13 protein-coding genes are annotated in these 19611 nt (G+C 42.2%); 10 read left to right on the top strand and 3 right to left on the bottom strand.

The features are described 5' to 3' along the window. The first annotated feature begins 58 nt into the window (after positions 1-58). The 3 genes from POV26_RS02465 to bshA all read left to right on the top strand — a co-directional run bounded on the left by POV26_RS02465 (position 59) and on the right by bshA (position 4804). Positions 59-544: an ABC transporter ATPase gene (locus tag POV26_RS02465; RefSeq protein ID WP_272854909.1), complete on the top strand. Its 486-nt coding sequence runs from the start codon at positions 59-61 to the stop codon at positions 542-544. Between the two features lie 16 nt (positions 545-560). Further along, a complete protein-coding gene (locus tag POV26_RS02460; RefSeq protein WP_272854908.1) occupies positions 561-3479 on the top strand; it encodes a serine hydrolase domain-containing protein in 2919 nt (972 codons plus the stop codon). A gap of 188 nt (positions 3480-3667) precedes the next feature. Continuing rightward, the gene (bshA, locus tag POV26_RS02455; protein ID WP_272854907.1) at positions 3668-4804 is read left to right on the top strand and encodes an N-acetyl-alpha-D-glucosaminyl L-malate synthase BshA; all 1137 of its coding nucleotides are present in this window, start codon (positions 3668-3670) and stop codon (positions 4802-4804) included. Between the two features lie 3 nt (positions 4805-4807). On the opposite strand, the gene POV26_RS02450 is transcribed toward bshA, so the two are convergent. After that, positions 4808-6262 (bottom strand): amidohydrolase family protein, encoded by a 1455-nt coding sequence (locus POV26_RS02450; protein WP_272854906.1) that lies wholly within the window; start codon positions 6260-6262, stop codon positions 4808-4810. 133 nt (positions 6263-6395) lie between these two features. Beyond that, entirely contained in the window at positions 6396-6896 is a 501-nt protein-coding gene (locus POV26_RS02445; protein ID WP_272854905.1) for a hypothetical protein, read from the bottom strand. A gap of 133 nt (positions 6897-7029) precedes the next feature. On the opposite strand from POV26_RS02445, the gene POV26_RS02440 reads away from it, so the two are divergent. The 7 genes from POV26_RS02440 (at position 7030) to POV26_RS02410 (ending at position 16672) form a co-directional block, all read left to right on the top strand. Next, entirely contained in the window at positions 7030-9948 is a 2919-nt protein-coding gene (locus tag POV26_RS02440; protein ID WP_272854904.1) for an FAD-binding and (Fe-S)-binding domain-containing protein, read from the top strand. Positions 9949-10053: 105 nt separating this feature from the next. Continuing rightward, positions 10054-10896, top strand: a complete 843-nt coding sequence (locus POV26_RS02435; protein WP_272854903.1) for a helix-turn-helix domain-containing protein — start codon at positions 10054-10056, stop codon at positions 10894-10896. Between the two features lie 131 nt (positions 10897-11027). Next, the gene (locus POV26_RS02430; protein ID WP_272854902.1) at positions 11028-11426 is read left to right on the top strand and encodes a GlcG/HbpS family heme-binding protein; all 399 of its coding nucleotides are present in this window, start codon (positions 11028-11030) and stop codon (positions 11424-11426) included. A 175-nt stretch (positions 11427-11601) separates the two neighbouring features. After that, on the top strand, positions 11602-12945 hold the full coding sequence (locus POV26_RS02425) for a flavin-containing monooxygenase (protein WP_272854901.1): 1344 nt from the start codon (positions 11602-11604) through the stop codon (positions 12943-12945). A gap of 169 nt (positions 12946-13114) precedes the next feature. Further along, positions 13115-14179, top strand: a complete 1065-nt coding sequence (aroC, locus tag POV26_RS02420) for a chorismate synthase (protein ID WP_272854900.1) — start codon at positions 13115-13117, stop codon at positions 14177-14179. 56 nt (positions 14180-14235) lie between these two features. Further along, entirely contained in the window at positions 14236-15681 is a 1446-nt protein-coding gene (locus POV26_RS02415) for a dicarboxylate/amino acid:cation symporter (protein WP_272854899.1), read from the top strand. A 196-nt stretch (positions 15682-15877) separates the two neighbouring features. Continuing rightward, positions 15878-16672 (top strand): hypothetical protein, encoded by a 795-nt coding sequence (locus POV26_RS02410; protein ID WP_272854898.1) that lies wholly within the window; start codon positions 15878-15880, stop codon positions 16670-16672. Positions 16673-16729: 57 nt separating this feature from the next. On the opposite strand, the gene POV26_RS02405 is transcribed toward POV26_RS02410, so the two are convergent. Further along, positions 16730-19606: a T9SS type A sorting domain-containing protein gene (locus POV26_RS02405; RefSeq protein ID WP_272854897.1), complete on the bottom strand. Its 2877-nt coding sequence runs from the start codon at positions 19604-19606 to the stop codon at positions 16730-16732. Positions 19607-19611 lie beyond the last annotated feature (5 nt).

Genomic DNA, 19611 nt, shown 5'->3' with positions numbered 1-19611 from the left:
GTTCATGGAGCGAAGTTGAAATGAACAAGTTGGAATGAAACAATAAGACTGATTAATAATGCTGACAGATTTTAAAAACCTGCCCGATGATTCCAGAATATGGATCTATCAGGCCAATAGAAAATTGAGCGACGATGAAGTTGCGGAAATTGAAAAACTTACAGAAGAATTTTTGACGAAATGGACCGCCCACGGAGCCGAACTTGAGGCCGCCGTTGAAATAAAATACAACCGCTTTATAGTCATTGGCCTCAACCAGGCAAATGCTTCGGCATCGGGCTGCAGCATTGATGCCTCGGTACATTTTATCCAGTCGCTTCAGGAGAAATTTGATGTGGATCTGCTCGATAAAATGAACGTGACCTTTTATTCAGGGGAATACATCGCTTATAAACCTTTGGCCGATTTCAGAAAAATGGCAAAGGATAAATCGGTTTCAAAAAACACCATTGTCTTCAACAATCTTGTAAATACAAAAGCAGAATATCTTGAAAATTGGGAAGTTCCCGCCACTGAAAGTTGGCACAATCGTTTTTTATCATAATCCCGTTTCCAGTGCCATGAAGAAATTTTTGCTCGCCTGTATTCTTATAACTATATATTTCCCGACAATTGCTCAGGAAAACAATCCCTTAATCCTTAAAAACGATTTCCAAAACCAAAGAAAATGGGTCGATAGTATTTATGATTCAATGACTTTGGAAGAAAAAATGGGCCAACTGTTTATGGCTGATATTTTCAGTAGCGACCCTAAGGCGAAGACTGATAAAATAAAGGACCTGATTACAAACTATCACTTGGGAGGGGTAATTTTTTCCAAGGGCGGTCCCGTGCGACAAGCAAAGTTGAACAACGAATTTCAATCCTTGGCCAAAGTGCCTTTGATGATCGGGATGGACGCGGAATGGGGCCTGGCAATGCGGCTTGATTCTACCTATGCCTTCCCATGGAATATGACCCTGGGCGCCATTACCGACAACAAAATTGTTGAAAAAATAGGCCGTCGCATTGGCGAACAATCCAAACGGCTGGGGGTCCATATAAATTTCGCTCCGGTCGTGGACATAAATACAAACCCAAAAAACCCCATTATCGGCAACCGATCCTTTGGTGAAGATAGGGATAACGTAACCGAAAAAGCCCTCGCCTTTATGAAAGGCATGCAGAGCGCTGGCATTATGGGCAGCGCCAAGCACTTTCCCGGCCATGGTGATACTGAAAAGGATAGCCATAAAACTTTGCCCACGGTCGATTTTTCAAGAAACCGTTTGGACACTTTAGAACTGTATCCGTATAAAAAATTGATAAACCAAGGTTTGAATAGCGTAATGGTGGCCCATTTGAACGTTCCCGCTTTGGAACCGCAAATGAATTACCCTTCATCACTTTCATCAAAAGTGGTAACGGATCTTTTGAAAAAGGAAATGGGCTTCAACGGGCTTATTTTTACCGATGCCCTCAATATGAAAGGCGCTTCCGATTTTAAAAAACCCGGTGAAATTGAACTGGCCGCATTCCTCGCCGGAAACGATGTGTTGCTGATTTCCGAAGATGTCCCGAAAGCCATCGAATTTCTTATCAATTCCTACAACGAAGAAATAATTACAGAAAAACGCTTGGCGTATTCCGTGAAGAAAATTCTTTACGCCAAATACAAAGTGGGCCTAAATCATTACAAACCTGTAAAAACAACATATCTGGTTGAAGATTTAAACTCGGTGAATGATGATGCGCTATACGAAGAGGCCATGGACAATGCACTTACCATACTTAAAAACGATCGTGCCATTCTTCCCATAAAAGACCTTCAAAAGAAAAAGATTGCCTATGTCAATTTTGGGGATGATTCCGGGGAAGATTTCCTAAATGAGCTAAAAAAGTACGGCAATGTAGATTGGGTTAAGGCCAACAGTCTGGATGATTATATTCAAAAGTTGAAGGAATACAATTACGTAATTATCGGCTTTCATAAAAGCAATGAAAATCCTTGGAAAAATTTTGAATTTTCTGAAAATGAACTCGTTTGGCTTTATGAGATTGCCCGAACAAACACCGTGATCTTGGATGTTTTTGCCAGACCGTATGCCATGCTCGATTTAAAAACCACTGCAAACTTTGAAGGTGTGGTTATGTCCTACCAAAACAGTAAAATTTCGCAGCAGCTTTCTGCCCAATTAATTTTTGGCGCGCGCGAGGCGAAGGGCAAATTGCCGGTTTCATTGGGTGAGGACTTTCCACTGAATACTTTTTTGCAAACAAAATCCTTGCGAAGATTGCAATATGGAACTCCTGAAAGCGTAGGCATTAACAGCTATAAACTGAAAAAAATTGATTCCCTTGCAAATTTGGGCATTCGTGAAGGCATGTACCCCGGAGCGCAGGTTTTGGTGGCGCGAAAGGGAAAGGTTATTTACCAGAAAAATTTCGGCTATTTCGAATACGATAAAAAACAGGAGGTTCGCGACACCACGATGTACGACCTTGCCTCATTGACAAAAATTTTGGCAAGCTTACCTTTAGTGATGGAATTGGTAGATAAGAAAGAATTGAGTTTGAACACCAAACTTTCCGAAATGCTTCCGGAGTATAAAAACTCAAACAAAGCAGATGTTACCTTAAAGCAAATGCTTTCGCATTACGCGCGTTTTAAGGCTTGGATTCCTTTTTATAGACACACCTACAACGAAGAAAAGACGGGTGTTTCCTCAAAATATTACTCAAATATTCCCGGAAAGAATTTTAACGTGCAAGTGGCAGAGAACCTATATATGCGAAGGGATTATATAGATACCATATACAAAGACATTCGTGAGAGTGATTTGAACTCAAAGCTTGAATACAAATACAGCGATCTGCCCTATTACATTTTGAAGCGTTATTTTGAGCGGAAATTTGGCAAACCGATGGAGCAAATTGTTCAGGAAAACCTTTACGAATCCTTGGGCGCAAACTATATGACGTATCTTCCGTTGGAAAAATTTTCAAAAGACAATATTCCGCCAACGGAGCAGGACGATATTTTTAGAAAGCAGAAAGTTCAAGGCTATGTAAACGACCAAGGGGCGGCGATGCTTGGTGGCGTTAGTGGCCATGCGGGACTGTTCAGCAATAGTAACGATGTTGCAAAAGTAATGCAGATGTATCTATGGAAAGGTTTTTACGGCGGGAAACGCTATTTTAATCCGAAGATTTTAGACGATTTCAACACCTGCTATTACTGCGACAAAAACGTAAGAAGAGGCGTAGGCTTTGACAAACCGCAACTCGGCACCTCGGGGCCAACCTGTGGTTGTGTTTCGATGACCAGTTTTGGACACAGTGGTTTTACCGGAACATTTGCTTGGGCAGACCCAGAAGAGGAAATTGTTTACGTATTTTTATCGAACCGTACCTTTCCCGATCCGGAAAACCGAAAGTTGATAAAGAGCGATTTGCGAAGCATAATACAGGAAGCCATTTATGAGGCTATTGATTACTGAAAAAGGACTAAAGGGATACAAGACCGCTTCGCTACAGGAAACAAGACGGATTTTGATAAAACTAAAGATGTAAAGATTAAACAATAAATTGTCCAGTTTCCTTTTAGTATAGTTCCTGTTTTAAAAAAAAAAGCAACAAGCCGTCCTGTATCCCTTCAGTCCTGAGTCTTGTTTCAAAAATAAAAAATATGAAAATAGCAATAGTATGTTATCCAACCTTTGGAGGAAGTGGGGTAGTGGCCACCGAACTGGGCTTGTCGCTTGCCGAGCACGGCCACGAAATACATTTCATTACCTATAAACAGCCCGTTCGGTTGGAATTGCTTTCAAAAAACATCCACTTTCACGAAGTTTCAGTTCCAGATTACCCATTGTTTCATTATCAGCCTTACGAACTTGCACTTTCCAGCAAGTTGGTAGATATGGTCAAGCTCCACAAAATTGAGGTGCTACACGTACATTACGCCATTCCCCACGCCTATGCGGGCTACATGGCAAAAAAAATGCTGGAGGAAGAAAACATCTATATACCAATGGTTACCACGCTTCACGGAACGGATATCACGCTGGTTGGCAGCCATCCTTTTTACAAGACTGCGGTTACCTTTAGTATCAATAATAGCGATGTGGTAACTTCAGTTTCAAAAAGCTTAAAGGAAGACACACTTCAACTTTTCGATATTAAAAAGGAAATTCACGTAGTGCCGAACTTTATTGATATTCCCAAGAAAATAAATTCCTTTACCGAGTGCCAGCGCGATTTAATGGCAGATAAGGATGAACGGATCATTACCCACGTCAGTAACCTTCGAAAGGTAAAACGTGTAAAGGATGTGATTGAGGTCTTTGACCGCATTCAGAAAAAGGTACCTTCAAAGCTAATTGTTGTTGGCGAAGGCCCTGAGCGCGAAGCCTGCGAATTGCTCTGTAAAGAGAAGGAAATAGAGGAAAAGGTGCTCTTTGTGGGCAATAGCAACGAGGTTGATAAAATTCTTTGTTTTACCGATCTTTTCATCCTTCCTTCGGAAAAGGAAAGTTTCGGTCTTGCGGCCTTAGAAGCGATGGCTTGTGGAGTCCCCGTGATTTCAAGTAATACGGGCGGTTTGCCGGAAGTGAATATTCAAGGGGTCAGTGGTTTTTTAAGCGATGTGGGCAATGTGGACGAAATGGCCGAAAACGCCTTGAAGATTTTGGCTTCTGATGAAGTCTTGAACAAATTCAAGCAACAGGCCGTTGAATCTGCGATGGTTTATGATACCAAAAAAATTGTTCCGCTGTATGAAAAATTATATGAAGAAGCTATTTTTCAGAAAAACCATAGCTAAGGTCTAATAATTCCTTTCAATAAACTCCATTGCATTTCCGTGCATTACACGTTCCACTATTTCAGCAGCGTCTATTCTGTTGAAATCGTTTAACACGATTAAGTTTTTTGAAAGATAATCCTGTGCGTGGTTTAGCATTTCTTCGGCTAAATCCTTCATATTTTCCGCGGTCCAGAGCCCATTTATTGGATTTACGATTCCGTCAAAGTCACTGCCTATACTCTGTATTCCCCAACAAAATAAGCCATCCCGGTCCAAAACCTCTGCAATATGCTGCACTTGCCTCCAAACCAACAAGGCTTTTTTTCGCAACTGTTTCCTTTTGTTCGGAAAGAATATTTTACTTTCTGAAATGGCCGTGCTGCTGCCAATGCGGCGTTCGTCCAACTGGATGCCGAAAATACCGTTACTGCGGGCAATGCGGATGAATTCCTCATCATAAAAATTGATGTCGATATCGCAAAACCAATCCTCGTGCTCTATAATATCGGTCTTGTTCCACTGCACAATCGAGTGCTTTCCGTTACACGCGCCGTGACTGGCAATTACCGGAATATTTTCCGAGGCGTATTTCGTGTCGAGCAAATGGTAATAAGCTTTTCGCGAGGCCGTGCTCAAATGCTTCACATCAATCGGGATCCGTTTTCCTTCAGTATTGTCCAATAGCAAATCTATGGCTTCAATGCCAAGGTCGGTAAGGCCCGTATTTAAGCCACGATCTTGATTTTTCTTCAGCATTCCTATGGAAATGCTGCGCGCATGGCCGCAAAGTTCATTGTAAAAATGATGGGCGAGCGTGATGAACAACGGGCGATGTTCCCAATTTTTAATGGCCTTTATGTTTTCGATAACTTCGGTGCGGCTGGCCATATCCTTATTCATCTCAATACCCGTATTGAAGCTGTGTCCGCCTTCAATGGTAAGTATAATATTTATAATCTTTTTGGAATCTGATTCCTGGGCGAAATTATTTTTGATATCCTGAAAACTTCGCACCAAACGGTAGGTGTATATTTTTCCATCAATGTTTTCAACCTGATTGTGGAGCTGTTGATAATACTGGTATTCATCCATCAAATCCACAAAATAATCCTTATTGCTGCGTATGTAATCCATCCGCGATTGACTGATGCTTGCCGCAAAGTTTACCAAAACGTCGGTAACCCCTTTAATTCCCATTATTTCTTTTCCGAAAAAATGCTTTTCAAAAGGATAGAGCGAAACAACCACAACTTTGGTCTTAGCTTTTGCCAGAGCGGTAAGATCGGTTTGTGTGAACTTTGTAAGGGTTACCAAGCGGTTGATAAACTTTTCAAGAAAATTTGGCGGACTGTAGTGCCAAATGGAGTTTTTCCGATTCGGATCCAGCGCATTTTGTTTTATAGGCTGATATTTGAAACTTTTGCTGAAAGGTTTTAACGAGGGATGGCAATGTATATCTACATAATGCTTTTCCATAGGGTATCTTATTGAATTCTATAAAATTGCAATAAAAAACGCACCTATGAAACAGGATTTTTCCTGTTTTTTAAAAGGGGAAATGCCCCTTTTATATGTGGGGCATTTCTTTCAAAATAAAATCTATATTTCCTTAGAATTGATAACGGGCACTTATTCCCACATCAAAATTAACGTCATCGCGATAATTCAAATTCACTTGCGGTCTAAAGTCGAAGGAAACCAGCAGCGGGAAATCAAAGCTGTATTCTAAACCCACGTCGCCCGTAAAAAACGCAAATGCTTCCGAATCCTTGTTTCTGTAGTATGAATAATCGTCATCATAATACCGGTCATAGCTTTCAATCCCAGCGCCCAAACCGGGCCCGGCATACCAGTTGAAACCTCCGTCAATATTCCAGACCCATTGGTAGATTCCGGTAAATTTTACGTCGTCCCAATAGCGTTCGCTGTGCCAAGCCAGTCCTAATTCCAGCCTGTTGCTATCGCCAAGTGCGCGCTGGTAGTTAACCTCGGGGCCAAATCCGTTGCTTTCACTAAGGCGAATCCCAATTGCGTTTTTGGAGATTTCCTGCGCCTTGGCCTGAAACCCCAAAAGAGTAATTGCAATGATTAAAAAAGCTGCATTTTTCATAATTCTTGATTTTAGTTATAAACGCAGTAAATGTAGTGGTATTATAGCGTGCCAATCGTTAAGGCGATGCTAATCCATACATCAAATTTTACAAAGTTTTGTTAAGGAAGTTTTTTACATTTACAGTAAGGCAATGAAAGAGCAAATTCAAGTTTTTCAGAAAATATTCAATGGGGAAATTTTCACCGATTCCCTCCAGACAGCATTATATGCCACGGATGCCTCGGTGTACCGAAAAATTCCACTGGCGGTGGCTTATCCCAAAAACGCTCGGGCAATCAAGCAGCTGGTGGCCTTTGCGGAAGAACATAATACTTCACTCATACCCAGGACCGCCGGCACTTCCCTTGCAGGGCAATGTGTGGGCGAGGGAATTGTGGTGGACGTTTCAAAACATTTCACCAAAATCCTTGCGGTGGATAAGGAAAACCGAACGGTTACGCTCCAGCCGGGCGTAATTCGCGATGAATTGAACCAACGTTTAAAGCGGTTTGGACTTTTTTTTGGTCCCAACACTTCCACCAGCAACCGCTGTATGATTGGCGGAATGGTGGGCAACAACAGTAGTGGGACCACCTCCATTCAATACGGCGTAACGCGCGACAAGGTTTTAAAACTGAAAACCATTCTTTCCAATGGCGAGGAAGTGGTTTTTGAACCGCTTTCAAAAGAAGATTTTTTGAAGAAAACCGAGCTAAATTCCCTGGAAGGAAAAATCTATAAAACTCTTTACAATGAATTGCGTTCGGAAGCGACCCGGCAAGAAATTTGGCGGGAATTCCCAAAACCCGAAATCCACCGAAGAAACACGGGCTACGCGGTTGACAGCCTGCTCAATACTTCCGTTTTTGGTAATTTTAATGATGAAATCAATCTCTGCAAATTGCTCTGCGGAAGCGAGGGAACCCTTGCTTTCACTACAGAAATAACACTTCAACTTGACCTGTTGCCACCGAAATATACTGCAATGATTGCAACACATTATGAAACGCTCGAAGCTTGCTTAAACGATGTGATTGTGGCAATGCAGCACAACCTGCATACCTGCGAAATGATGGACGACGTAATTCTGGACTGCACTAAAAAAAGCAAGACCTACGAGCCCTACCGTTTTTTTGTAAAGGCCAATCCAAAGGCAATCCTGCTTTTGGAATTGAAGAGCGAATCCGAAGAAAACCTACAGGAGCAGATAGCGGCGTTGCAAAAATCGCTCGCGCTTTCCAAACACAGTTACCACAGCCCAATCCTGCGCGGAGCGGAAATTGAAATGGCACTCGAACTGCGCAAGGCCGGCCTCGGGTTGCTTGGAAATATGGTCGGCGACCGCAAGGCCGTTGCCTGTATTGAAGACACGGCCGTGGCCTTGGAAGATTTGCCCAGTTATATTTCAGAATTTTCGGCTTTGATGAAAAAATACGGGCAACAGGCCGTTTATTATGCACACGCCGGCGCGGGCGAGCTCCACCTGCGGCCAATTTTGAATTTAAAGGAAGAGGAAGGGGTGGATTATTTCCGAAAAATCACGACAGACGTGGCCATCCTCTGCAAAAAATACAAAGGCTCTTTTAGCGGCGAACACGGCGATGGCATCGTGCGGGCCGAGTTTATACCGTTGATGATTGGCGAAAAAAACTACGAACTTTTAAAGCGGATCAAATCGGCTTTTGACCCTCAAAACATTTTCAATCCGGGAAAGATCGTAAATGCTTATAAAATGGACGAATCGCTTCGGTACGCACCGGGCCGAGAGGAGCCAAAGGTTGAAACGCTGATGGATTTTGGTGATTACCAAGGCATACTCCGATTGGCCGAAAGCTGCAACGGCAGTGGCGATTGCCGAAAAAACGCAGATTCGGCGGGAGCCATGTGTCCCAGCTATCACGCCACAAAAAACGAAAAAGATACCACCCGCGCCCGTGCCAATGCGTTGCGGGAAGTTTTGACAAATAATGAGTCGGTCAACAAATTCAATTCCAAAGAATTAAAGGAAGTTTTTGACCTCTGTCTTAGCTGCAAGGCCTGTGCCAGCGAATGCCCCAGCAATGTGGATATCAGCACGGCAAAAGCGGAATTTTTATATCAGTACAACAAAGCGAACGGGGTAAGTCTTTCGAATAAACTCTTCGGAAAAAGTACAAAACTGAATAAGATGGCTTCCAAATTTCCCAAGCTTTCCAATTGGTTTTTTGCGAATGGCTTCACTTCAAAAATTATAAAAAATATAGGCGGCGTCCATCAAAATAGATCCCTTCCGAAGATTTCAATTAGAAATTTCAGTAAGGAATTTCAAACAATTAAAAATGAATATGTTACAATAAATAATAACAATAAAAAATTAATACTATTTATAGATGAATTCAGCAATTATTTGGATGCCGAAATTGCCGTGGATTCGTTTTTACTTTTAACCGGTTTGGGCTATGATGTAGATGTAATTGACTCTTTGGATAGCGGTCGCGCCCTGCTGTCCAAAGGTTTTTTGGAAGAAGCGAAATTGGAAGCGAATAAAAACATTGCATTTTTAAAACAAAAAGTTTCAGAAAATGTTCCGCTTATTGGCATCGAACCTTCGGCAATCCTGTCCTTTCGCGATGAATACCTGCGTTTGGCGGACGATAAAGAATCGGCAAAAACCATTTCAAAAAACACATTTTTGATTGAGGAATTTTTGGCTGCCGAAATTCAAAACGGAACCATTTCCGCGGCACAGTTCACTTCCGAAGAAAAACAAATTAAAATCCACGCTCACTGCCATCAAAAATCACTGAGCAATCAAAAAGTAACTTTCGACATATTAAACCTTCCCAAAAATTACAAACCCACTATTATTCCTTCGGGCTGCTGCGGGATGGCTGGCAGTTTTGGGTATGAAAAGGAGCATTACGACGTGAGTATGAAAATAGGGGAGTTGAAGCTATTTCCCGTCGTGCGAAAAGCTACCGAAGACACCCTTATTTCGGCCAATGGCACGAGTTGCCGGCATCAAATTTTGGACGGAACGGGACGGAAAGCTTTGCATCCGGTTACGATTCTTAAAAATGCGCTCTTGTGATTTCAACTGTTAGAACCCCAATCGCTACGCTTCACGTATCACGTAAACTTAAGTTAACCTGGTTTTGTATATTTACAAGTAGCCAGTAACTCGAAAACCACCGGAATGCCCATAGAAAACATACCCGAAATTTACCTTGACAACAAACAAAAAAGACCGGATCTTTTCGTCTATGATTTTAAAATGACGCATAATGTGGTAAAGAGCAAGGTCAATTTGGGGATGAATATGTTCAGTTTTTTGCAGGTTGGGAAGAAGCAAGTTCACTTTGCGGGAACATCGGTTGCGGTAAACAAGGACCAATCCTTGCTTCTGAAAAAAGGAAATTGGCTTTGGACGGAACTACTGGACACAGAAGCCATTTACTACTGTAAGCTCTTCTTTTTTTCAGAAAAAAGACTCCTTGAATTTTTAGCGAAACACACAGCGAACAAAGGCATTGCAAAGAGCGAAGTGCCGTATTTCATAATAGGAAATGATGCGTACATTACCTCGTATCTAAATTCATTATCCACAATTAGCGATGCTCCGCCAATTTTTATGGAGAACCTTCTTTCCGTAAAGTTTGAGGAATTGATGCTCTACCTCATTCAGAAATACGGAAGAAGATTCGAGCAGTATTTATATTCCTTAATAAGCAGTGAAGGTTCCACTTTTAAAAAAGTAGTTGAAAGTAAGGTTCACTCCAACCTGCGATTGGCCGAGGTCGCGTTTTTATGCAACATGAGTTTGTCAACGTTCAAAAGAAATTTTATAAAGGAATACAAAACCTCTCCGGGGAAATGGTTTCAGGACAAACGGCTCCAAAAAGCGAAAAGGCTTTTGGAAGAAGGGATTTGTAAACCCTCTGAGTTGTATCTGGAATTCGGGTACAATAACCTTTCGAATTTTAGCATTGCCTTTAAAAATAAGTTTGGTTTTAGCCCGAGCGGGAGTTCCTCATTGTGATTAATCTATAATCAACCAATTTCAAAAATTGACCTTTTTTCATAAACTATTGACCTGTTTTGGTAATTCAAGAAGAGGACTTCCGCGGTACATTTGCATCAGAAATAATAACAAATTAAACACAGAAAATTATGAATATTACATTAGCACAAGCAGAAAAAGCACTTGCAACGGCAAAGGAAAAAGCCAAGGCCATAGATACTAAAATGAACATCGCCATTGTGGATGCAGGGGCAAATCTGGTAGCATTTGGCCGTATGGACGACGCTTGGTTGGGCTCGCTGGACATTTCAATTAAAAAAGCAAAAACAGCCCGTTATTTCGATATGAACACTGGAATTGTTGGTGAATTATCGCAACCCGGCGGTTCCCTGTACAACATTGAGCATTCCAACGGAGGTTTGATTACTTTCCCAGGAGGTATTCCAATTAAAAACGCAAAAGGCGAAATAATAGGAGCCATTGGCGTAAGCGGAAGCTCCGTTGAAAATGACCATGCAGTTGCCGAAGCCGGTTCAAAAGCAATTTAATAAATAGTATTTTATTTCCTCAGAGGATAATCGTTTTTTGATTATCCTCTTTTTCATATAAAAAAATATCAAATCCAAAGGCATTGAAAAAACCTTTGTATTTTACAAACCAAATAATTGCAATTCCAAAATGTTTATTATATCCATTATAATAGCTACATACGATACTTAAACTATGAAAAGTGAGCGCTTAAATACACATCATTTAATAATTGGCGCAGGGCCCGTTGGTTTAGCGGTTGCAAAATCGTTCAAAGCGGCTGGAATTCCATATCACCAAGTAGATGCAGATGATGATGTAGGTGGCAACTGGTACCACGGCACCTACAAATCGGCACATATTCTCTCTGCCAGAAGTGTAATGGAATATCCCGATTTTAAAATGCCCGGGGATTATCCCGATTTTCCGAGTAGTGGGCAAATGCTGGCGTATTATCAAAGCTATGCCTCGCATTACAGGTTAACTGAGTCCATTCAATTCAACACTAAAGTAATACGCATTAATCCTATAACCGAAAATTTATGGGAAGTAACCTTTTCAGATAAAACAGCCAAAACCTTCAAAGGAGTAATAGTTTGCAATGGCCACCATTGGAGCAAAAATTTCCCAAAGTATGATGGTGATTTCACGGGTGAGACTTTTCATTCCAAAGATTACAAGTCGTCCGATCAATTAATAAACAAGAGGGTTCTGGTAATTGGCGCGGGCAATTCGGCCTTCGATATTGCTTCGGAATCAGCCCGGGTAAGTTCCAAAAACTTTTTGAGTGTCCGCCGTGGTATCTGGATCTTTCCAAAAACGTTTATGGGCAAGCCATTGGCATCATTAAAAGTGCCGCCAATACCCGATTGGCTCAGGGAAAGTTTAATAAAAATGATGCTTAAGCTTACCATTGGGAGCCATAAGGAATACGGACTGCCCAAACCAGAATCGAAGGTTTTCGACAGGCATCCTACGGTGAATACCGAAACCCTTATGCACGTGAAGCATGGAAGGACCATAATTAAAGGTGCCGTAAAAAGATTTTTAGGAAATCAAGTAGAATTTGAAGATGGCAGTAGGGAGAATGTTGACACCATTGTTTACGCAACCGGCTTTAAGACAGCTTTCCCCTTTCTTCCAAAAGAACTCTGTAGGGTTGAAAAAGCACATGTAAAAGTTTACGGTTTTAGTATGTACGATACCTACAAGGGCCTTTATTTAGTGGGATGGATGCAACCAAGAGGAGGCGTGGGCTCCCTGATAACACCTTATGCAAACTTATTGGCCAATTTCATAAAACTTCAGGATAAAGTAAACTGCCCCGTTGGAATGATACTAAAAAAGATGGGAGAGCCTTTGCCGACCAGCCATTTATTTGGAGGTGCCCAAGTAATAAAATGGATCGAAAAAACTGAAAAAAGAATGGATACAATAGAGAAGGAAGGATTAAAGATTGATAAACACCTCGATGATTTTATGAATAAGCCACTAGAGCCCAATTCTGAACCACTTCAAATAGGGATGCAGGTTTATTGATTGCGAAATTTTTCCAGCCTTGATTCGTTTTCGTCTAGGCTCCCTTACGTCTTCGTCCATTTCAATTGGCATTCGCAGAATTTTGAACGCAAAATCGAGAATCCTGAATTTTAAACCGTGAATCTTGAATAATTAAACCCGAAAGTTTACATTTGTTGAAAACCAACCTATGGCGGGCAATTCCTTCGGAAAGATTTTTAAACTCACCACCTTTGGCGAATCGCACGGAGCGGCCATTGGCGGAATTATAGACGGTTGCCCCGCCGGACTTTCCCTCGATTTTGAAGCGATTAATACTGAAATGCAACGCCGCAAACCCGGCCAGTCCGCAATCGTTACCCAACGGAAGGAAGAGGACGCGGTAAAGTTTCTCTCAGGAATTTTTGAAGGTAAAACCACTGGCACGCCCATCGGTTTCCTCATTGAAAATACCGACCAAAAAAGCAAGGATTACAGCCATATAAAAGACGTTTACCGCCCGTCGCATGCCGATTTTACCTATGATAAAAAATACGGAATCCGCGACTATCGCGGCGGCGGCCGTTCCTCGGCGCGCGAAACTGCTTGCAGGGTTGTGGCGGGAGCAATCGCAAAACAGTTGTTGAAAGGCATCAAAATCAAGGCATACGTTTCTTCCGTAGGCGAAATGGAACTTACAAAACCTTATTCCGAAGTAGATTTTTCAGAAATCGAAAAAAATCCGGTGCGATGTCCCGATGCCGCAATGGCTTCCAAAATGGAAAATTACATAAAATCCATTCGAAAAGAAGGCGATACCGTTGGTGGAACCGTTAGCGGTGTTATCCAAAATGTGCCCGTCGGTTTGGGAGAACCGGTTTTCGACAAACTGCACGCCGAGCTTGGCAAGGCAATGCTTTCCATAAACGCCGTAAAAGGTTTTGAATACGGAAGCGGTTTCGCAGGAACAGCAATGAAAGGCAGTGTCCACAATGATTCATTTAACGAGGACGGCAGTACAAAAACAAACCACAGCGGGGGAATTCAGGGTGGAATCAGCAATGGGGAAGACATCTATTTTAAAGTGGCTTTTAAACCCGTAGCTACCATTATGCAAAAACAGGAAACTATAGATAGCAAAGGAAACAAAGCCACGGCAGAAGGCAAAGGCCGTCACGACCCCTGCGTTGTGCCGCGGGCCGTGCCAATTGTGGAGGCAATGGCAGCATTGGTCCTTGCCGATTTTTGGCTGTTGAATAAAATTTCGAAACTTTGACTTTTGAATAAAATAAATATTAACTAAAAAGATCCCCGTCTGCGCGGGGAATAGCTATGAAAAAACTCGCACTTCACTGGAAAATAATCATCGGACTTATTTTAGGGATCATTTGGGCCTTGCTCAGCAGCCAGTTGGGGTGGAGTGAATTTACGATAGACTGGATAGCACCCTTCGGGAAAATTTTCATCAATTTGTTGAAATTGATTGCCGTGCCTTTGGTTTTGGTTTCCATTATCAGTGGAGTGGCAAATATTGGCGATCCCACAAGTCTGGGTAGAATGGGAGGGAAGACGCTTTTGGCCTACCTGATTACCACTCTTTTTGCGGTTACTATGGGATTACTATTGGTAAACGTCATTAAACCCGGAAAACTGATTGACGAACAAAGCAGGATCGATAATCGTATAAGCTATGAAATCTGGTCGGCTTCGGAAGGCCACGAGGTAAAGGACGGCATCAATTATCTGCAGGATCCGGCATTCTTTGAAAGAGCCCAGAAAATAACAGACCTTTCAAGAGGGGAGCTAAAAGATGCCTCGGTGGCCGAAAAAATGGAAACCGCCCAAAAGACCAAAGAAAGCACCCCCCTTCAACCTTTAGTGGATATAGTGCCCGAAAACTTTTTCTTTTCCTTGACGGACAATGGATTGATGCTGCAGATTATTTTCTTCGGAATATTTTTCGGCGTCTGTCTGCTGTTGATTCCGAATGAAAAGTCAAAGCCCGTGACCGATTTTATGGACAGTGCCATGGAGGTTTTCCTAAAAATGGTCGATTTGGTGATGCAGGCCGCTCCCTTCTTCGTATTTGCACTATTGGCAGGGGTTGTGAGCAAAATGGCAGGCGACGATATAGGGAAAGTGTATGAAATATTTAAGGGGCTAAGTTGGTACTCGCTTACCGTGTTTTTGGGCCTTATGTTGATGATTTTTATAGTCTATCCATTACTGATGAAACTTTTTGTAAAGAAAATTCCCTACAAAGGCTTTTTTAAAGCGATGGCTCCCGCACAGACCTTGGCATTTTCCACCTCAAGCAGTGCGGCCACCCTGCCCGTAACTATGGAATGTGTAGAGGAAAATCTGGGGGTGGATAAAAAAATAACCAGTTTCGTCCTGCCCATCGGCGCCACCGTAAATATGGACGGAACCTGTCTGTACCAAGCTGTTGCCGTGGTCTTTCTTGCCCAATTGCATATGATTGATTTAACTTTAGGGCAACAACTAACCATTGTACTTACCGCAACATTGGCATCAATTGGTTCCGCTGCGGTGCCAAGTGCGGGCTTGGTCATGCTTATCATCGTTTTGGAATCGGTTGGGTTGAACCCAGCCTGGATTGCTATTATTTTTCCCGTAGATCGTATTTTGGATATGTTCCGCACGGTCGTGAACGTTACCGGCGACGCCACGGTTTGTACCATAATCGCAAAAGGGGAGGACATGCTGAATTATGTACCCCACGAGAATCCTTCGGAAACTTTTGATCTGGATTCATAACGAGTATTCAATTTCTTGAATAAATCATTTTAACCTTCATTTTTTCTTTGGAGGCCACTTTTGTTTCCCTTAATTTATCATTTTAAATATTTTGTAGGAAAAAAAGTTTTTATTAAATTTATAATTCTCCCCAGAAACATAGACCCAATCTATATTTCTGAACCGTTTCCTTCTTAGCTATGTAAAACACATAGTTATGAAAAATTCACTTTTAATCTTCGTTATTGCAGCCATTGCAAAAGTTTCTTATTGCCAAGTGGGGATTGGCACAACTACACCATCAACCGCATCAATGCTTGAAGTTAGCAGCACTTCTGATGGCGGCAATACCTACAAAGGTTTCATGCCCCCTCGGGTTCCGAACATTCCTGCACGTAATGCAATAATTCCCAATATATCCGACGCGGGACTATTAGTTTTTGTCATGAACAATGGGAATGGACAAAGTTGTCTACAAATATGGGATGGAGGAGTCTGGAATGATATTTACTGCGTAACGATTCCTTCTCCAGAAATCTGGATCAATGAATTTCATTATGATAATGCAGGAATAGATGTTGGGGAGTTTATCGAGATTGCGGGGCCAGCAGGAACAGATTTATCTCTTTATTCACTTGAATTATATAGTGGTGCTACGGGTACCAATTATAGAACAATAGCATTAAATGGGATAATTCCGGATCAATCCAATGGAATTGGAACATATTCTTTTTCAACTGCTGGGCCCTTTCAAAATGGACCAGACGGAATAGCAATCGTTAAAAACGGAATAGTAATTCAATTTCTCAGTTATGAAGGAACTTTTACAGCAACTGCTGGTTCTGCAAATGGAATTACATCTACCGATATTGGAGTTTTCGAAAATGGATCTGATCCTGCAGGACTTTCCTTACAACTCAAGGGTACTGGAAACAGTTACGGTGATTTTATATGGAACGCTCCTTCGGCTGAATCTCCTGGGGGTTTGAATGGTGGCCAGGTTATCAATTAAAAAAAGCAGGCCTTAAAAATACAGGCCTGCCTTATCAACTAAATCTAATTATGAAAATTAGTCCTTAATCACTTTATAGGTTCCAACTTCGCCGTTTACGGAAACTTTTAGAATATAAGTTCCGGCAGCCAGGTTTGAAACATTTAATTCCATGGTGTTTGAGTTGTTGTCCATTTCAATTACACTTTGACCCAAAATGTTGTAAATCGCAGCATTTTCTATAATTGAAGAAGCTTTTAAGTTAACTACATCGCTAGTTGGGTTTGGATAAAAGCTAAAGCCATCCAGCGTATTGTCTTCAACACCAAGTACGGTGGCATTGATAAGTATATCGGTTATTCCGCCAGTGTTCATTACAAAAACGTAATAAGTCTGGTTAGCCAATGTGAATATTGAGGATGAAGTGCCCGGGGCACATTGGTTTGAATTTTGGTCCACCAAAGTCAAATCGGTTTCCGTAGCATTTTCGTCAGCAGCGGTATAAAAAGTTACTGAGCTTGCACCCGCTGGGGTAACAATGGTTGCGTCTGCATTTCCGTCAACGTTTGTTGTGAATTTATACCAAACGCCATTAGCTCCTGTAAGATCGCAATTGTTTGGATTTCCATTTTCAGTGGTCGCTGCAGGCGTTGCAACTGCAGGATCTGTGTAAGGAAAACCAATTTGGTCCACATCAATGGCGTTGGCAATCATATCATTCGGTGGAGGCACTGGCGTACAATCTACATTCAATGTAAAGTTTCCGGTAGCATTCAAGAAACCGTGGACCAAAATGTAGTAAGTAGTATTTCCATCGCTTTGGAAAGAAACTTCAGATTGAAGTCCGCAAGCATCATCGTTAGCGGTTTCGCAAACCAACGCTCCGCAAGCACCCGAATAAACAGTCAATTTACTGTCGTAATCAGTTCCGTTGCAAAGTGAAATGGTGTAATCTGTAACCAGACCGCTGTTGTCGGCAAATTCATACCAAACGCCAGGCCCGGTAATATCAACGCCGCCACAGGCTGGGGCAGAAGCATCAAAAGTTGCATTGGCAGTTGTTCCTGTAACGGTTTCGCCACAAGCTATTGGCAAGGCATTTTCGCATTCGTCGTTTACGGCAAGATCCTCGCAGCTTACCGCCAAGGTAAAGTTGCCGTTGTTGGAGCCAAAACCTTCAACCATAATATAATAGGTAGAAGTGCCGTCGGAAAGAAAGGTAAGTTCTGATTGAATCCCGCAACTATCGTCGTTCATCGCTATTTCATTGGCAAGGGTGCAATCCTCAAAAACCCGGATTACGGTATCAAAATCGGTACCCGCACAAAGGGAAAGGGTTACAAATTGTGAAGTGCCGTTGCCCGTGAACGAATAAAATTCATCATTCGCAGGGTTTCCTCCAGAATCGGTATCGTTAATGGTTTCACCAGTAATTGTATCGCCACAGGTTACGGCTATGGCACTACTGCAATTGTCGTTTCCGTTGTTGTAAAGATTGTAGCGTGAAAAATATCCGTCATAAAAACCTACCACGTTTATAATATCCTCTCCGGCAAAAGGGTTAAAATCAACCGAGGAGCTTCGGAAGGAACCCATAGTTAAAATCTGGTTGCTATTGTTGAAATACACCTGCGGCACATCCTCGGTATTATCGCCGCCAATGGTCCAATGGTTTACGTATTCCCCGGCAGGGGTCATTTCCAATAGAAAATTGTCGCTTTTTCCGTTTGAAGTGGTTAGGGCTTCTGCAGCGCTATTGTCAAAATCAGTTGTACCGTTGAAGGAGCCCGTAGCGAAAAGATTTCCGTTGAAGCCTTCGGTTAGATCGTAAAAATGCTCAAAATCTGTGGTTTCCCCGCCCAATACGTAACTGAAGGCATAATTTCCGTCAGTATCAAATTTGCTCAAAAAAGCATCCCAAGGGCCGTTGGAAACTTGGGTGTTGGTGCCGGTCGTCGGGTCTAAATCGACCGTGCCGGAGAACATTCCTTCCACATAAACTCCGGAAGGCAGGTCGTGAATCGATTTAAAGACGTCCAAACCTGTGCCACCAAAGGCCTGGCCCCAGATATAATCGCCATCTGAAGAAAGTTTTGCCATAAAAAGATCATCACCGCCGTTTGAAGTAAATGTTGAAGTTCCAGCATTTGGATCCAAATCAACCGTATTTCGGAATCTTCCGCCGATAAGGATGTCTTCGTTGGCATCAAATTCCATATCAACTACATCCACAATTCCGGTGGAACCAAAGGTCTTTACCCAAACAAAATTTCCATCGGTATCCAATTTCAACAAAAATCCATCAGGCGATGCACCGCCATTGGTTGAAAATAATTCAAAAGAAGTATTTGGATCCGGGTCAAAATCGGCATATACAAAGCTTCCGCCAATATATACATTTCCGGCACTGTCAACTTCTATGGATTTGGAATCCTCGTTTACGTTTGCGCCCGCCGGGTTACTTACTTGTTTTGCCCAAACGAAATCGCCATTGCTATCCAGTTTTATGATGAAGCAATCACGGCTCAAAAAGGGCGATAATTGTTCCAATAAATATACTCCCGGTCCCGGGTCGGCATCAAAGGCCTGTGAGCCCGCACCTTGAAAATATCCGGTAATATACAGATTGTCATTTGCATCTACGGCTACATCCACGGCTACGTCGTCAAAACCACCTCCAAAGCCTTTTACCCAAACGGGGTTTCCGTCGTTGTCATATTTCGCCAAAAAACCATCTGCATTTCCGCCCGCCCAAGTTATGGAGTTGCCAATGGTAATGGTTCCCGAGTAAATACCAGACGCATACACATTGCCTTGGCTGTCCATGGCCGAACGATAGGCAAAGTCAATGGAGCCGTCGCCAAAAGTGGTTGTTCCAAAATATTCCTGTGCTGTCATAAACATTCCGAAGAAAAATATCGGCAACAAAAGAATCGTTTTTGTAATAGTTTTCATTTTCA

The sequence above is a fragment of the Aequorivita todarodis genome, assembly GCF_028561335.1.
Lineage (GTDB): Bacteria > Bacteroidota > Bacteroidia > Flavobacteriales > Flavobacteriaceae > Aequorivita > Aequorivita todarodis.
This window is presented reverse-complemented; position numbering and strand designations above follow the sequence as displayed.

Excerpts from the sequence above, each read along its gene's own strand:
- POV26_RS02415 (WP_272854899.1), top strand. The coding sequence starts at position 14,236 with ATGAAAAAACTCGCACTTCACTGGAAAATAATCATCGGACTTATTTTA.
- POV26_RS02430 (WP_272854902.1), top strand. The coding sequence starts at position 11,028 with ATGAATATTACATTAGCACAAGCAGAAAAAGCACTTGCAACGGCAAAG.
- POV26_RS02410 (WP_272854898.1), top strand. The coding sequence starts at position 15,878 with ATGAAAAATTCACTTTTAATCTTCGTTATTGCAGCCATTGCAAAAGTT.
- POV26_RS02425 (WP_272854901.1), top strand. The coding sequence starts at position 11,602 with ATGAAAAGTGAGCGCTTAAATACACATCATTTAATAATTGGCGCAGGG.
- POV26_RS02435 (WP_272854903.1), top strand. The coding sequence starts at position 10,054 with ATGCCCATAGAAAACATACCCGAAATTTACCTTGACAACAAACAAAAA.
- bshA (WP_272854907.1), top strand. The coding sequence starts at position 3,668 with ATGAAAATAGCAATAGTATGTTATCCAACCTTTGGAGGAAGTGGGGTA.
- POV26_RS02405 (WP_272854897.1), bottom strand. The coding sequence starts at position 19,606 with ATGAAAACTATTACAAAAACGATTCTTTTGTTGCCGATATTTTTCTTC.
- POV26_RS02440 (WP_272854904.1), top strand. The coding sequence starts at position 7,030 with ATGAAAGAGCAAATTCAAGTTTTTCAGAAAATATTCAATGGGGAAATT.
- POV26_RS02460 (WP_272854908.1), top strand. The coding sequence starts at position 561 with ATGAAGAAATTTTTGCTCGCCTGTATTCTTATAACTATATATTTCCCG.
- POV26_RS02445 (WP_272854905.1), bottom strand. The coding sequence starts at position 6,896 with ATGAAAAATGCAGCTTTTTTAATCATTGCAATTACTCTTTTGGGGTTT.
- POV26_RS02450 (WP_272854906.1), bottom strand. The coding sequence starts at position 6,262 with ATGGAAAAGCATTATGTAGATATACATTGCCATCCCTCGTTAAAACCT.
- POV26_RS02465 (WP_272854909.1), top strand. The coding sequence starts at position 59 with ATGCTGACAGATTTTAAAAACCTGCCCGATGATTCCAGAATATGGATC.
- aroC (WP_272854900.1), top strand. The coding sequence starts at position 13,115 with ATGGCGGGCAATTCCTTCGGAAAGATTTTTAAACTCACCACCTTTGGC.